Source organism: Paenibacillus solani (assembly GCF_050475945.1).
GTDB lineage: Bacteria > Bacillota > Bacilli > Paenibacillales > Paenibacillaceae > Paenibacillus_AQ > Paenibacillus_AQ solani_A.
Map to the genome: position 1 here is coordinate 25,993 of NZ_JBCMXJ010000029.1, position 16,511 is coordinate 42,503.

At 51.5% G+C, this 16,511-nt stretch carries 12 protein-coding genes; 3 read left to right on the forward strand and 9 right to left on the reverse strand.

The features are described from left to right. Positions 1–95 precede the first annotated feature (95 nt). From ABEQ74_RS29365 to ABEQ74_RS29375, 3 genes are read left to right on the forward strand one after another with little or no spacing between them, the layout of a single operon-like run. A complete protein-coding gene (locus ABEQ74_RS29365; RefSeq protein ID WP_430125799.1) occupies positions 96–1,079 on the forward strand; it encodes a FecCD family ABC transporter permease in 984 nt (327 codons plus the stop codon). Continuing rightward, positions 1,076–2,122, forward strand: a complete 1,047-nt coding sequence (locus ABEQ74_RS29370) for a FecCD family ABC transporter permease (RefSeq protein ID WP_430125801.1) — start codon at positions 1,076–1,078, stop codon at positions 2,120–2,122. Before ABEQ74_RS29365 ends, ABEQ74_RS29370 begins: the two co-directional genes overlap by 4 nt. Before the next feature lie 22 nt (positions 2,123–2,144). Beyond that, positions 2,145–3,014, forward strand: coding sequence for an ABC transporter ATP-binding protein (locus ABEQ74_RS29375; protein ID WP_430125803.1), 870 nt, complete (start codon positions 2,145–2,147; stop codon positions 3,012–3,014). Positions 3,015–3,338: 324 nt separating this feature from the next. Here ABEQ74_RS29375 and ABEQ74_RS29380 read toward each other — a convergent pair whose 3' ends face one another. The 9 genes from ABEQ74_RS29380 to ABEQ74_RS29420 form a co-directional block, all read right to left on the reverse strand. Beyond that, positions 3,339–3,521 carry a hypothetical protein gene (locus ABEQ74_RS29380; RefSeq protein ID WP_430125805.1) on the reverse strand — a complete coding sequence of 61 codons (183 nt, stop codon included), beginning with the start codon at positions 3,519–3,521 and terminating at the stop codon, positions 3,339–3,341. Between the two features lie 319 nt (positions 3,522–3,840). Continuing rightward, positions 3,841–4,419: a YecA family protein gene (locus ABEQ74_RS29385; RefSeq protein ID WP_430125807.1), complete on the reverse strand. Its 579-nt coding sequence runs from the start codon at positions 4,417–4,419 to the stop codon at positions 3,841–3,843. Between the two features lie 417 nt (positions 4,420–4,836). Next, on the reverse strand, positions 4,837–8,079 hold the full coding sequence (locus ABEQ74_RS29390) for an S-layer homology domain-containing protein (protein ID WP_430125809.1): 3,243 nt from the start codon (positions 8,077–8,079) through the stop codon (positions 4,837–4,839). A gap of 250 nt (positions 8,080–8,329) precedes the next feature. After that, positions 8,330–10,924: a LuxR C-terminal-related transcriptional regulator gene (locus ABEQ74_RS29395; protein WP_430125811.1), complete on the reverse strand. Its 2,595-nt coding sequence runs from the start codon at positions 10,922–10,924 to the stop codon at positions 8,330–8,332. Between the two features lie 255 nt (positions 10,925–11,179). After that, positions 11,180–11,776: an extracellular solute-binding protein gene (locus ABEQ74_RS29400; RefSeq protein WP_430125813.1), complete on the reverse strand. Its 597-nt coding sequence runs from the start codon at positions 11,774–11,776 to the stop codon at positions 11,180–11,182. After that, complete coding sequence (locus ABEQ74_RS29405) at positions 11,694–13,001, reverse strand: sensor histidine kinase (protein WP_430125815.1); 1,308 nt, start codon at positions 12,999–13,001, stop codon at positions 11,694–11,696. The genes ABEQ74_RS29400 and ABEQ74_RS29405 overlap by 83 nt, the downstream gene beginning before the upstream one ends. Positions 13,002–13,032: 31 nt before the next feature. Next, the gene (locus ABEQ74_RS29410) at positions 13,033–14,169 is read right to left on the reverse strand and encodes an SGNH/GDSL hydrolase family protein (RefSeq protein ID WP_430125817.1); all 1,137 of its coding nucleotides are present in this window, start codon (positions 14,167–14,169) and stop codon (positions 13,033–13,035) included. A 67-nt stretch (positions 14,170–14,236) separates the two neighbouring features. Continuing rightward, positions 14,237–15,652, reverse strand: a complete 1,416-nt coding sequence (locus ABEQ74_RS29415; RefSeq protein WP_430125819.1) for a radical SAM protein — start codon at positions 15,650–15,652, stop codon at positions 14,237–14,239. A 17-nt stretch (positions 15,653–15,669) separates the two neighbouring features. After that, positions 15,670–16,458, reverse strand: coding sequence for a prolipoprotein diacylglyceryl transferase (locus ABEQ74_RS29420; RefSeq protein ID WP_430125821.1), 789 nt, complete (start codon positions 16,456–16,458; stop codon positions 15,670–15,672). Positions 16,459–16,511 lie beyond the last annotated feature (53 nt).

The window sequence follows — 16,511 nt, forward strand, 5'->3', positions numbered from 1 at the left end:
TATGAGAATGATTATCAAGTTCATTGACAGATGAGGTCCCTTCACCTAAAATTCATATGAAATTAATTATTCATGGACTTGGAAAGTGAGCATATATGCGCGTACTCGGACTATTGATATCTCTACTGGCGCTAACCGCTGCCGTCATTGGCAGCATCACACTTGGAGTAACGAACATACCTCTTCATCAGGTATGGGAATCGTTCACTCATTTTAACGGAAGTAATGAGCATCTGATCATTCTCACGGCAAGAATGCCCCGTGCGCTTATTGCGCTGGCCGCAGGAGCTAGCCTGGCTGTCGCAGGAGCGCTCATGCAGGTCATTACGCGCAATCCGATTGCTTCTCCCAGTACACTGGGCGTGAACTCGGGTGCAGCCTTCTTCATCATTATATCGGCGGGGTGGCTCGGCATAAGCGGATTCCAATCCCTTACCTGGGTCGCGCTAATCGGAGCCGCGGTGAGCGGAGGTATTGTATTTTTCCTGGGCAGCATCGGCAGAGATGGCATGACGCCTATAAAAATCACCCTTGCAGGGGCCTCCATGGCAGCCTTCTTCCATTCCCTGACACAGGGATTCATGCTCTCCGATGGCAAAATGTTCGATCAGGTGCTGGTATGGCTGGTCGGCTCGGTAGCCGGACGTGACTTGAACCAACTTACAGCCGTATGGCCGTACATGGCCGTTGGCATGCTGGCTGCACTCCTGCTGGGCCGTCATCTGAACACGCTCTCCATGGGTGACGACATCGCCCAGAGCCTGGGGCAAAAAACAGCCCTCATTAAACTGTTAGCAGCCGCGGCCGTTATTTTGCTGGCTGGAGGTTCCGTTGCCATTGCAGGACCCATCGCATTCGTTGGAATCATCATCCCGCATATCGTTCGGTATTTAGTTGGAAATGATTATCGCTGGATTCTGCCTTACAGCGCGGTGTTGGGCGCACTTCTGCTGGTGACGGCCGATCTCGGTTCCCGATATATTGCCATGCCGAAGGAAGTTCCGGTCGGCGTGATGACCGCAATCATCGGCGTGCCGTTCTTCGTGTACATAGCCAGGAAAGGAAGACGAGCACAATGAGCAAACACCGCATATTCCGCTCCAGGAACGCAAAAGTATCGTTTATGCTGGAGCGCAGAACACTATGGGTATGTCTAATCCTGACCTTGCTTTGTTTCGCCGTTATGGTGATTAGCACAGGAACGGGAAGCCAGTTTATTTCGCCGCTTCACGTCATGAAGGCATTGTTCGGCGATGCTCCACCTATGGAGCAGGTCATCGTCATGCAGCTAAGGCTGCCCCGCATTATCATCGCTGTCCTAATCGGCGCTTCTCTTGCAGTCGCAGGCGCGATTCTGCAGGGCGTCATCCGCAACCCCCTTGCTTCCCCTGATGTCATCGGTATTACAGAGGGAGCATCGCTTGGAGCGGTTCTCTTCATCTTCATATTCACAGGCACCGTATCCATCCATTGGATGCCACTGTTCGCCATTCTTGGCGCTTTTTTCATTACCGGACTGCTGTACGTGCTCGCCTGGAAGAATGGCGTATCGCCGCTGCGACTCGTCTTGATCGGTATCGGGGTATCGGCCGCAATCAAATCGATCTCCTATATGCTGATCATCTCCGGACCACTGCAGCTGGCCGACCGTTCGCTCACCTTCATGGCGGGCAGCATCTATGGCATGTCCTGGGATAAGGACGTTTTGACCCTGCTGCCTTGGGTAGCCATTCTTCTTCCTCTTACATGGCTGCAAGCCCGAAACGTGAACATCCAAGCGTTGGGAGACGACGTTGCCAGCGGCACGGGTGCCCAGGTTCAGAAACAGCGACTGATTCTGATCGGACTTAGTGTGGCCCTGGCAGGAGCTGCAATCTCGATCGGCGGCGCCATTGCGTTCATCGGTCTGATGGCACCGCATATGGCCCGCAGACTGGTAGGTCCAAGCTTCGGGAGCGTGCTTCCGGTCAGCGCATTGATCGGCGCAATTCTGCTGCTTGTCGCGGATTTGGTAGCACGGACGGCATTTCTGCCGCGCGACGTGCCCGCAGGTGTATTCACCGCGGCAATCGGCGCGCCATTCTTCCTCTACTTGCTGTATCGTAACCGTAATCGATTCTAGAACCCGAAAGGAGCTAAGCGTCATGAATACGCTGGAAGCAAAGGGATTGGGGCTGTCCTATGGGGGAGACTTCATCTTCGAAAATCTGAACTTAACCGTGCCTATAGGAAAAATCACCGTGTTTATCGGCAGCAACGGCTGCGGTAAATCCACTTTGCTGCGCTCCATGGCCAGGCTGCTGAAGCCGCAGCGCGGCTCAGTCGTGCTGAACGGGGCCGACATTGCAAGCATGTCCACCAAGGACGTGGCGCGAAAGCTCGCCATTTTGCCTCAAGGACCTACTGCGCCGGAAGGATTAACGGTGATGCAGCTCGTGAAGCAAGGACGCTATCCTTACCAGAGCTGGCTGCGTCAGTGGTCACGTGAAGACGAAGAGGCCGTCACGGCAGCTCTTAAGTCGACAAGACTGACCGAGCTGGCCGATCGTACGGTTGACTCTCTCTCCGGCGGCCAGCGCCAACGTGCCTGGATCGCGATGACGCTGGCGCAGGAGACGCCGCTTATACTGCTTGATGAACCGACCACTTATTTGGATTTGACGCATCAGATCGAAGTACTGGACCTGCTGTATGATTTAAACGTTCAGGAACAGCGAACCATCGTAATGGTGCTGCATGATATCAATCTGGCCTGTCGTTATGCCGATCATATCGTGGCCATTCGCGACGGAAGCATCAAGGCTGAAGGAAAGCCGGAAGATATCATTAATTCCGAGTTGATGCAGACTGTGTTCCAGCTGCCGTGTGAAATTATTCCCGACCCGCTGTACGGAACACCGATGTGCGTTCCACGCGGAAAGGGCATGCGGCGGCCTTCAACCGACAAGCCGGATGCAGCGGACCCGAAACAAACAACAATTTCCACACCCGCCCCTGATCTGGCAACGGTATAACATATATGCAATAAAGCCGACTCCTTTTCGCATTCAAGCGGTGGGGGTCGGCCTTTTTTATGTAGGCTATCTTGCAGATGGGCTATCATCTAAAACAGCCCTAGTTTTCGTAAACCAAGATATCGAACAGCAGAACAGCAGGGACATCGAAAAGGCGAAACGGCTTCAACACGTACGTCACTATCGAATTTGCTAGCCGTCGTTACGAGTCGACAGAGGCATGAAACACGCAAAAAAACGCCCCCATAGTTGAGGGCGGTCCTTGTTACCCTATCGATATTGGCTACTGCTTCAGTTGCACACAACTGCTATGCTAATGGTATATTATGACCATTTATCTGCACGGAGGTCTTTTTTTCTATGGCGATGCTGGATTGCTTTAAGAAGCTTAGACTTTTCACGTTTCCGCTGTTCCAGCAGGTTCTTTACCCCTCTCATCAACATCCGGTACCTCATATCATCCTCATGGCCGAACTTGCGCATTTCGTCAAAATACTCTTCTGTCATCCTATCACTCCAGCTGTATAAGTCTATAGAACTAGATTACAGGAGCGAACTCTACAATTTCTACACAAAACTCGATTACACGCTGAGTCGATAGTCCTCGTATGACAGAGCTATTCACCGGAAATCTGCTATACGACACACTTGGACATGCTGATCGTGGGTTCTCACCAAGCTTCATCATAGATTGGATAAAACCAGGGGCGGGCCATTTATGATCAAACGAAAAATAACCGCTCCCCTTGAATGGGAGCGGTCATGCTATGGGTCGAATGCACACCATGAGCATTCATATCGTAGATTATTTATTCTGGGCGATTCCCTATCGGCCTAGGGACATATCCTTGTTCTCTTCGTCCTCGGATTCCTCATCCTCGACGTTAGCGTCGTCACTGGATGCTGCTACGCCATCCATGAAGTCTTGAATCTGACCGCTATTGCGGGTCAGTGTAGCTACGGAAACCTCGTGCTTCTTCGCAATATCGGACTTCGTTGCTGAAATGTTAAGCGATGAAGTTACTATATATTCTAGCGCACTAGCATACCCGCCCTGCTTGCGGTACTTCGGATCGGCTTCTCTGGAGAAGCTGTTCCAAACCATCAGGAGGCTGAACACTTGAAACAGCTGCTGCTCATCCTGCAGCTCATAATCCTTGCAGATCTGCGGAAACACAGCCTCTGCAAGCTCACGATGCTCATCGGCGTTCCATTCCATCCACACCAGCTTGTCGTTAATCATTTGCCGAAGTTGATCGACTTGTAGCTTAGGTTCTGCTGCTCTCACACCAGGGAACTGGATGACCTTACCGTATACCGTGCGTTCATCTTTTTCCAGACAACATCTTTTGTACTTTTTTCCGCTTCCGCAGTGACATAGATCGTTTCTTCCTAGCTTTTTCATTTCCTAGCTCCTATTTGAATGATTTCTTCTATTATACATGGAAAATATAAAAATGCGCACCTTTGTCTATATAAGCCTTCAATACTTGCCATCTTCCACTAATAGAACGACCTTCCCTAGGGGGGCTTCCGATAAGAAGGACTCCTAGCAGGATAGATAGCAAAAAAACGCGGGCTCCTCTATGAAAGCCGCGCTCTTTCATATTATTCTATATTATCTAAATTACGCAAGTAGGATGTAACAAATTTGTTAGAACCTATAATAGACTTGTGGCATTTTTGGTAAAGTTTCCATAGTTGGAATCTGAACTTTAGTAACCTGCACCGGCTAGATGCCTCCGTGCTGGCGATAATGAAATAACCGCCTCCCTATACGTTATAGAGAGGCGGCTGCTTACCTATACTCAATGAAATCTGTTTATTTCCCTTGCTCTAATAACGCTTCCAGGCGAGTGAGCAGGACAACTGTTTCGGCCCGAGTGGCCGGCTTCCCTGGCCTCAGATTAGACTGGCTGTCACCTTGGATTAATCCACGAGCAGCCAGCTCCGTCATGGCTTCCCTTGCCCAGGCTGGCACCAGGGCATGGTCGTTGTAAGCAGACAGGCTGCTGTTTCCTTCCACAGGGGGCGGGGCTTCTGCAAGCTTCATGGCACGCTGCAGCATCACGGCAAGCTCTCCTCTGGTAACCGATTGATTCGGACGAATGGTGCCATCCTTATAGCCCTTCAAGATGCCTGCTTGCATCGCATCCGAGATGGCATCTTTAGACCAATCAGGCCAAAACTCGCCTATGTCCGATCTGCCAGCCCCGGAAGAAGCGAATGGCCCAAACCAACGATTCAGCAGAACAACAAACTCGGCGCGCGTAATATAGGCATTGGGCCGGAAGGATCTATCGGGGTACCCGCTAATCTTAGCTGCTTTAACTGCTTTCATGATAGCATCCTCAGCCCAATGTCCCTTCACGTCAGAGAATTCTAAAGTCTCTTTTCTTTCTCCGTCATCTCTTCCCCCAGGCACCGGCTCTTGATCTTCGGTTGCTGGAGGTACCGCCGGTTTGTCCCCTTTTCCTGGCTCGGAGTCGGGTTTCTTATCGGTTCCAGGAGTCGGATTGGGATTGGATCCAGAGCCGGAATTTGACTCCGGTTCGGTGACAGTACCCGGATTCGGCTGTGGATTTGGGTTTGGGTTGGGATTTGGTTCAGGATTCGGATCAGGACCCGGATCTATATCCGTATCCGTAACCTTGATTACGGCACTAGTGGAATGCGTACCATAAACGGCGTTTAGAACGGTCTGTCCTTTCCCTTTCCCCCTAATCAGTCCCTCCGGACTGATTGTTGCAATCGTCTCATCCTCTATCGTCAACTGGCTATTCGATGTAATGTTTCTTGTATTGCCGTGTTCATCCGCTGCGATTAGACTGGCTTGCAGCGAGCTGCCTCTCTCCAGTTCGTATTGCTGCTTGTTGAAGGAGATGTCTTTGATGAATAGCTCGAATTCAACCGTAATGGGATCCGCGAGCAGCAGACCTTCAAGTGACGACGCACTGATCGTGGCGATCCCCGGCTGATTAGATACCAATGTACTTTCATAGACGCCATAGGTCGACTCCGTCACCGTCGTCATCTGCCCCAAAGAAGAAGTTAACTCAATGGGGCCAAGATATTCATCCAGATCGTTGCCATGGGCATCCTTGATGTAAAGCTTGATCTCTATGGAATGCTTCCCGTCCGCCACCACGATTGCCGGGTCCGCTGTTAATGTGGAGTAAGCTCTGTTTGGAGATCCGGCTCTAAACGATACTTTAGCCGACACGTCAAAAGGCTTGCCATCCAGAGTCACACCAATATCAGCTACACCCGCTATGTCGGATCGAAGCTCCGCTTCATACACGCCATAAGAGATTTCTACCGGTTCACTGACCGTTCCAAGCGAGCTGGTGAATACTGCCTTACCGCCGCTTCGGATCAGCTCATTTCCGTCAGCATCCCTTAACTGCAACCTCAATACGACCGGATCGGCACTTCCAACGACGGACATGGAAGGCGTTGCTGTCAGATCCGAATGGGCAGGGTGAGGCTCTCTGGAGAGTACGACAATTTGCGCTGCCGGAGCCTCCAGTCCATTAATCCGTGCCGTTACCTGAACAGGTCCAGGAGAATCTGCCAACATATCAGCCGCATAACGTCCTTCCCCTACGTAACTTACAGGCCCTATTATTGTCGCCCCTACAGCTTGCATATCCACGATGTCCGTACCGAAGCTGACTGGCTGTCCTTCATGGCCTGCCAACTGAAGAGTCAACCGGTATGGCTGCCCCATAACCGGTCCGATGTCTTGCATAAGCCAGTAAGCTTTGTCGTAATGGCTCAGTGACAGTTGGATAGGCTCTATGGCACTGTCCATCATATAACCGCCTCCAAGCTGTCTTTCTCTATTGCTCCCCATGCTCCAGAGCGTGCCGTTATCCAGCTTGATTACCGTATGATGACCGGCAGTCTCAGCTTGGAGCACTTTAGTCTTACCCGGCAGCCCGATGACTCGCTCCGGCCGCTCCTCCCACTGCTCGTCTCCGCGGCCAAGCTGTCCTGTAATGTCCGTTGACCCCCAGATAGTATTGCCGCCCCATGTCCACACGCTGCCGTCTTCGCGGATCGCTGCTACGTGTGCAATCCCTGCCGATATATCAACAACATGGCTGAAAGCATCTCCAGATGCTTTGTCCAATACGGGCTTGGCATAAGTTGAATAAGTGCCCTGGAGCGTGTCTGAACCTAACTGCCCGTAACCGTTGACTCCCCAGCTCAATAAGGTTCCATCCTCTTTTAAAGCCAGGGTATAATCGTTACCCGTAGCTACCTTCTTGATTCCATTCAGAGGATTCTTGTTCTTATCCAGCGCATGGACGGGATACGAACGACTAACTAACGTGAGGTCCCCCAGCTGATAAGCTCCGTTATCCCCCCAGCCCAGCAGCTCTCCGTTCTTCGTTACTGCCATCGTAAACCTATTTCCTGCATGAATTTGTTTAATTCCTGTCAGGAATTCGGAAGCGTTCTTCTTCACCTGAATCGGTCTTTCGACATACTCCATCGAACCACTGGTTCCGTTACCCACCGCACCCGACTGATTATCTCCCCAAGCCCACACGGTTCCGTCTTTCGCCAAAGCGGCAGCATGCGTAACTCCGGCAGAAATCTGTTCAATCGGAGGCAGGCCTGTAATCGGGATTGCCGTTGGATAATAATAGGTTCCCTCGTACGGCCGTCCCAATTCATTACTTGCATTTAAACCCCAGCCGTATACGATCCCGTCAGCGGATAAGGCAAGCGAGTATTGCTGCGATGCCTCGACCGCTATAATGTTCGTAAGAACTTTAAGCTCACCGTTCACATTTTCATAAACAGGCTGCGCAAAGCTGGTGCTCATATTCATGCCTTGTTTCCCATTCCCCAGCTGTCCCACCACATTCGATCCCCAGGACAAAACCGTTCCATTATCCAGCAAGGCTAACGTATGGTACCCTTTTGAGGATATCGAAACGATGTTAGTCTCTCCGGGTGAAACGGCCTTTCCCGTATCCGCATGCCCTGTGGTCCCCATCTGGCTCGCCAGCAAGAGTACAATGAGACATATGTGCCATATTTTACGTTGCAATGCGTCGACTCCTTTCTATGGATTTCATATGAATGCGACAAAAGTATACAAAACCCCGGGACTATTGCCTATTATCCAAAGTTAACAAAGGGGGGGACAAACGGGAAAAAACCGCAGCGCATCCCCTGCGCCACGGCTATGGTTCATCAACATAATGAAGTAATGCATACGGTCGACAGCCATACAATCATGCCCAGACGCGCATTTTAAGCACAAGTAGAAGTGCGTACGATGGACAATAGATGCTCCTCTATCTCGAACGTTCTATTTCAGATCCCGGGAAGGTCTTCAGCACCGCCTGTACTCTTGAGCTGACACCTAGCTTACTGTATATCCGGTTCAAGTATACCTTTACGGTCCCCACCGTGAGTCCTAGTTCATCGGCGATGGACTGGTTGGTATCCCCCCGGTGAAGCAGTATCAGCACTTGCGTTTCTTGGGGAGTTAGCCCATATGTACCGAAAGGGTCCAGAAGATCTAGGTCTGCCAGCTTCTCTTGTCTTATCTCGTCCATCAGTTCAGTAATATAATCCTTCAATGGAGCTGTCTTCACAGTATTACCGGTCGTATTCAGCTCCTGCAGCAATTGATAAAGCCAATTCCCTTCATCCATAAATGTGCGTTTATATCGATACGGCATGACAAGCGAGAGCACCTCTTGAAGAAACAACGCGGCTGAATTTACGTTTCCGCGGGTGTATTCCGCGTGGGCCTGCAGGACGATGACAGATGCGGTAATATTAATGCTTCCAGCTTCTTCGGCTTGAATCCGGAGGGCCGCCAGCATAGCCTGCGCTTGATCGGTTCTTTGCTGATGAATGAGCAGTCGCGCCCATGTCATGATTTCCAAGGAATGCTCAAGGCTTATCCGCTGCGACGTAAGGTTTAGCTCCTGAAAACCTGCCTCTGCCTTGGACAACTCTCCGTCTCTAAGATCGAGCTCCACCAAAAAAGCCCGCAAGGCACTGCACCATAATATATCTTCTCTTGCCTGCATGGCATTCAATGTATCCAGGACTATAGCCCGTGCCGAATGGCGGTTTCCTTCCTTTCGTTTAAGCCGTGCCATTGTCAGCCGGATCGGAATAAATAGGCCTGGCACGTCCTTGTAGCGCCTTCCTTCCAAAAGTCGATCCAACCAGAGTACACATGCATCCATCTCATTCTTCTCATAATAGCCTTCTGCCATGGCTTGCATGACATATTGACACATCAAGGAATCCTCCCAGCCATGGCTTTCCAGAATCGAGACGATTCGTGTACCAACCTGTGCCGTGGTATCCGTAAGGACCCCTTGAAGCCCGAACGGCGTATTGCGGACAAAGGGCTCCCGGTTATTGTAATTGAAATTAAAGAATATGGGGTCCTCCGGCAGCCGATGTTCAATGGTTTGTGCAAACTGGAACCATTCATCAAATTGTCTGGAATTAAAAGCAAGATTGGCTTTTACAAAAAAAAGCCTGCTCAGCCACTCTAGCTGCCGCTCGACTATCGGCCGTCCATACATGCCTGCTTCCAATTGTTCAAGCAAATCCCGTGCTTGGTCATGCTTCCCTCGGAGAGAATATACAAAGATCTTCACAAACAGCAATCTGTCCGGCAAACGGGTCCCCTCGGGAAACCTGTTAAGCCACAGTTGCAGAAGGTCGAATTCTCCCTTCTTGATCAGCTCCATCATATGCTGATCCACCAGAGCGGCTGCCATCTCGTAATCCTCCGCCAACAAGGCGTAATCGATCGCTTCCTCATGCCATCCTTCGCGCGCGTATACCTGGCTTGCTCTCCGGTTAAGGTCAATCCATCGCTCAGGGTTCTGCTGCTTTAATAAGCTGCTCAGGAAATCGCCAAACATATGATGGTAACGATGCCACAGCTCCTGGTGATCTAAGGGAATCAGGAATAGCCCTCTGGCTTTCAGCACCTCCAGCATGTCATCACATTCAGGCAGCTCTGTGACGGCAGCGCAAATGTCCGCGTGAAATCGCCTCATAACCGAGGTTTCCAGCAAAAACTGTCGTAAATGCTTGTCCAGCCCGCGCATGACTTCATGACTTAAGTAATCACTCATATGCCTGTTACTTTGGCTAAAAGCATCGGAATCCGGCATGCCAGCGGCTTCATTCTGCCGCAGCGCAATGAGTGCTAATTGCAGTCCGGCTGCCCACCCTTCTGTACGTTGCACCAATGTATTCAGCTTCTCGGGGGATAGGGAGCGCCCCAGTGTATGCTGACACAGAGAATTCGCTTCCTCCTCGTTGAATGCCAGCTCCTGCGCCCCTATCCGCTGCAATCTTCCGCTTAATAGCCATTTCCCTAACCCTTTGAGAGGTAGCTCCGTACGCGAAGCGATAAACACTTTAACTGAATCTGACATATGTTCGATCCAATAATTCAGGCTATCATGAATCTCCTGATGAGTAATCCAATGATAATCGTCCAATACCACGTTTATAGACAGAGAGATGCCATGCATCTCCGTAATGAATGAATCCAAAAAAGAATAAATCGCTTGATCTGAATAAGGAACCAGCAAGGACAGCAGCCGATTTTCGCTCCCGGAAGGTAAGTAGGGCAAGAGTGAATGGATCATATAGCGCCAAAATCTCCGCAAATCGTTATCCTGCTCATCTAAAGTTAACCAAGATGCCGGCCCATGCTTCCCTTCATGGAGCATATGCTGGACCAAGACGGTGGTCTTTCCGCTGCCGGCAGGGGCTACAACCGTGATGATCCGATACCCGTTGCCACGATTCTCCCTCTCATCCCATACAGAACGGCTGATCCATGAATCCCGTAGTGCAGGCGGCTGCAATTTAGTTCTTAGAATGACAGTCCCTTCTCCCATGTGAGTCACCTCCAAGTCTTACTGTTACTATAAAAGACTCTTGAGTAACTTTCCAGAATAACCCTCAAAATACTGCGTTTCCCCGGAAATTAATAGGATTAAGCCCATGAAGGATCGACAACAATGCCTGCTAGTATACAGGCTGTGGTAAAGCTGTTCTGCAACTGGACAGCGTACGCAAAGCGGCCTCACCCTGGATCATCCAGAGTAAGGCCGCTTGGAACTACATCTTGAAATTAACCGTTGATTCTCGTTTTAGTAGCCAAGTGCCGTTTTGGCTTCCTTCCACTTCGCATTCAGCTTATCGAATGCAGCCTGCAGATCGTCAGCTACGATATATTCCTGAACATAATCGCCGGTTCCGATGCCGATCTGTGCCTTGTTGGCGATTTCGTTAAACTTCGGATCGGTCGCTTCGCTCTCGATCAATGTCGGATTAAACGATTGGAATTCGGCGAGCTGCGAGATGGAAGACTCCGCCGATTTGATAATCGGCATGAAGCCGGAATCTTCCACGTAGCCGGATTCCTTCACGAAGAAATCAACCCAGGCAGTAGCAAGCTCTTTGTTCTTGCTGTCCTTGCTGACGGCGATGAAGTAATCCGAGCCGAGCGGTGCGTTGTACTTGCCGCTATTGTCATACGGGAGTGGGAAGAAGCCGATATCCTCTGACGCTGCTCCCGCTCCGATCACTTGCGGAATGACCCAGTTGCCGAGGAAGTACATCGCTGCCTTGCCGGTTGCCATTTCGCCCTTTGAAATCTCCCAGTTATTTGTATACAAATCTTTCTCTACCCATCCCTTCTGAACGAAGCCGAAGCCGTTCATGCACATTCCGCAGTCCGATCCCACCGCTGTCCGCTCCCTGAAACTGCACCTGATCCAGCATGCGGCGAAGCCTCGCCAGCTCTTCTGCCGACATTCCCACACCATCATCCGTAACGATAAAAATGTGGTCCGCACCTTCCTTGGCATAGATGATGGTCAAATGCAGTATTGGTTTGTTCTCATCAAAACCGTGATTGACGGCATTCTCAATGATCGGCTGAAATAACAGCTTCATCACCCGGATGGAATCTGCTGCCGGATCATTCGGCAATGTCAGCACAAACCGCTCACCGTAGCGGTAATTAAGCAGCTCGATATAGGCTTTGACATGCTCCCATTCGTGCTTGATCTCAACAACCTCACTGCCGGCATGAATGCTGTAGCGTAGCTGCTGTCCCAGCAGCTGAACCATATCCCCCACCTCCTGGTCGTTATGAAGGACGGCTGTCATCCGGATCGTTTCCAGCGTATTGTAGATAAAATGCGGATTGATCTGGTGTTGAAGGCGCTCCAGCTCCGCCTCCTTTTTTCGCTTCTCGGCTGCGTAGATATCGTCGATGAGTTGTTTGATGCGTGCCATCATCCGGTTGAACGAGATGCCGATCAGCGACGCTTCGTCACGCCTCTTCACAGGGAATACCACATCGAGCTTGCCGGTCTGCACCTGCTTCATCAGATGGACGATGGATCGCAGCGGTCTTGTCAGCGCGTAGATCAGAATCAAAGAGATGATAAGTGCAAAGCTGGTAACGCCAACGGCTGCCGTTATCGTAATCTTGCGGGTCTTTAGCGCATCCTGCATCAGCTGCTGCTCCGGCACTGTAATCATAATCAACCAGCCGGTCTGTTCGGATTTCCGGTAGACGACCAGCTGCTGCTCACCATTGACCTCAAGACGAAAGCTACATTCGTTACCGGTGACCTGGGCCAGCTCCGCATTGTCGGTCATGCTGCGGGACAAATACTTCTTCTCGCTGTCATAAATCACAGTTCGATTGTCATCCAGAATGAAGGTCGTGCCGTGCGTTGTTTCCTCAAGATCGGTGACAATGTTCTCGATCACGCCGATGTTGGCATCCACCACAATGGTGCCAATGGAATGGTACGATTTATCGATAATGTCGCGGACGACTGTGAACATATATTGCTTGCTGCCAGCAGAGACGTCGATCTCCTGCGTGCTGACCAGCACAGGGCGGCCGCCTGCCTCCGTAGCAAGCTTCCGCCAGTGGTCATAGTACTGCTGCAAATTTGAGCGGTTGCCCCTGTTAAGGGTTCTTTCACCTTGCTGATGCAGTCATGTCCCCAATCACTTGCCTCAGTACAGGCTCAAGGCCATCGGCCATCCGCTGAAAGCCTAGGTCCGTCGGATGGACCCCGTCCACGGTGGCTTCCCCAGAATCATCACCTAACAATTCCGATCCATCTACAAACGTTAGGTGATGATCTCCGGCCTCGGTCAGCTGCCGAATGAGATTGACCTGGAATTTCTTACGTTCAAGCCGCCCTTCGAGAATCTCCGGCATGAACGACTCTCCTCCGTGAGGAATGCGGGATACCAGGATGATGGGAACCTCCGGATGGAACTTCCGGTAGGTCTCGATATACCGCGGCAAGGTCTGCTGATAAGCTTCGGTCCCGCCGCAATTCGCCTCATAATCGATGACAAGGCAGGCAGGCTCCGCAATTTGTGCGGCCAATTCGGCAAGCTCCTGCTCTCCCTTGCCGTTGCCCGAGAATCCTAGATTAATGAACTCCAGATGGAGCCTGCGGCTTAAGATATTCGTATAGGACATGCCAGGCCGTGATGCGCATCCGCCTTGTGTAATGGATGTTCCGTATACAATCACTTTTTTGGAACAATCATAGGGTTCGGGTGCCAGGAGCTCGGCGTCTGGCGCAAGTCCGATCCACAGCTCTTCCACGCCCTGGTATAAAGGCATATTGAGCAGGAACGAGCGTACTTTGCCGTCATGGCCCTCAACATTAAATAGACTGCTCTCGTACTCTACCTGGCCTGGCTGAAAGCGGGTGGTTCCTGCATGTCTCCATTCGCCAGGCCCGCCGATATACGCATCCATTCCGCACTCTCCGGTTGGAGGCATATGATACATGCTGGCTCCTGCTGTAAGCCGCACACGGACCGATACGGTTCGCGAATTGGTGCGGAAGCGTATCTGACCGCCCGAGGTACAGTTGGCCAAGGCATTCACCTCTGGACGGATGGGAACATCAGGCGACGCAGGCAGCCTGCGGTATTTATGTTCGGTATCAAGCCAGGCAAAGCCGGATACTTGGAACGGCTCATCCAGCGGGGAATGCCATAACAAGTCATCCCCCAGAGCATGATCGATCTTCATGTTCTGATCCAATTGATAAGGGGATACCTTCTCAGGTTCGGGAATGCTGTTCTGCATAATGTATTGCCTCCCTATGTAAGCTCCTAATCTCCGTAATTTCTGCAATGTACTAATTATCCGCAGCTTATCTGTCCCATGCCGTGGCGACCTCTTCCTTCAGCTCCTTCAACAGTTCCTCTTTATCGTCCCGGTAGAACATATTATAGGTGTCAAACGGAATCATCCGCCCATCGGGATGCACGATATGGACGCAGGATTTCTTAACGGAACGGACATCGAAATTATGAGCATCCAGGAACTGCATGATGATGACCCGGAAGACGTTGTCATACGTAATCTGCTCCGGCACGGCAGCCAGCGGCAGACAGCAGAGCAGGCTCTTCAGCGAAAGCGCAGAGGATTGCGGCGAGTGACCTGTGGATAACAGCTCGAACATTTTGCCCCGGATTACTGGATCCTGCTCGAACACAATCGTATTGCTGTCTCCTTCGAGCAATATTTCCGGATCGATCATCCGCGTGAGCGGCAGCACTTCTCCGCCCAGCTTGAGGGCATAGCCCATAGCGAGGCAGTCCGGGTGACAAGGAACCGGAAGAATATCCGCATCCGTAAACACCTCGGATTGGTCGATAATCATCCGCCGTACTTCGCTCACGGTAAGTCGGTCCGTCGCCGGATCATACCCCTCCAGGCGGCCGGCCGCCTGGATCGGCTGGATCGTGACGCCGCGCACCGCTTTTTGCTGAAGCCCGTACTGAATAATGTCGCCGATTTCGTTGTCATTAAGCCCTTTCTTGAGCGTGACGACCAGCGTGGTGGATATGTTGAATTCGTTCAAATGCTCGATGGCCTGCTGGCGAATGCGCCGCAGATCGGCACCTCTCAGCTCCTTTAACACATGCGCTTCAAAGCTGTCGAATTGCAGGTATATCTCAAACCCCGGCATATATTCCGCCAGCCTGCGGGCAAATTCCCGGTCCTGAGCAATCCGGATGCCGTTCGTGTTCACCATGATATGCTTGATAGGCCGGCTCTTGCACATGTCCAGAATATCGAAGAAATCCGGGTGCGTTGTTGGCTCGCCCCCACTGATTTGCACGATGTCCGGCTCGCCCTCATTCTCCACGATCCGGTCCAGCATGAATTCGATCTGCGCCAGCGACCGGTACGAGGTGCGATGCGGCGACGATTCCGCGAAGCAGATCGGGCACTGCAGATTACAGTGATCCGTAATCTCCAGGAGCGTGAGACAGCTGTGCTGCTCATGGTCCGGGCAAAGCCCGCAGTCATAAGGACAGCCGTAACGAATCGGCGTATTCCAGACGAGCGGCATTTCAGACGGCTTGATGAACTTCCGCGTCTGGTGGTAGTAGTCCGCCTCCGTGGCGATCAGTACTTTTTCCGGACCATGAATAAGGCATCGTTTGAGCATATATATCTTGCCGTTCTCCTCGATGATCTTGGCTTCTACTTTACGATAACATGTCGTGCATATGCTATTGGTCAATTCATGATATAAATAAGGTCGGTTCTTTGGCATATATAACGCTCCTTTGGTCAGCTTGGAAGTTGGGAACCCGGCTTGAAGCGGCGAAACCTGTCTCTGCCGCCAATCAGCCATGCATAATAGATCAGTCCTGCGATGCACGCCAGCTGGATATTATTCATGCCCAGATAAGGATGCGGCGTCGGCTTGATCCAGTCGATTGCCAGACGGAACAGCAGATACCCGGCCATAAACCATTGAAACATCCGCCCGGACACATACTCTGTGCGAATGGATCTGCCGCGGCTCTGGCGGTACAGCGGAATTAGCAGAACAGCCAACACGATCAGGAACAGAATCTCGTACAGCTGGGTTGGATGGCGATAGATCCCGTCGCCAAAATCCACACCCGTGAACCAGGTCGTCGGCGTGCCATAGGTATGGTCATCAAGACCGGTCAGGAAACATCCGATCCGTCCGAGTCCCAGACCCAGCATCAGCGGATAAACAAAATCATCGCCGGTGGAATGCTTCCAGCCCACCCAGCGCTTCGTCAGCTCGACACCGATCAATCCACCCAGGAGGCCGCCAACAATCGTCTTGCCTCCCCACAGTAGATGAAATTGGCGGAGCTGTTCCCAGGTAGCAGCCGGATCTTCGAGCCAATATAACAGCTTGGAACCGATAGCCGCACCGACGATGATTCCAGCCAGAATCTGTAGGCTCATCAGCTTGGTCATGCCACTCGGCCTGCGAGTCCATACATACACGCGGAAGCCGATAAAGTAGGCCAGCGATTCAAACAGCACATGCGGATGAATCCGCCAGGAACCCAGATGCAAATAAACAGGAAACTCCATCGGTCCACTCCTTGAATACAAAGATTAAATAAGGTCCATAATTTTTAAAGCCT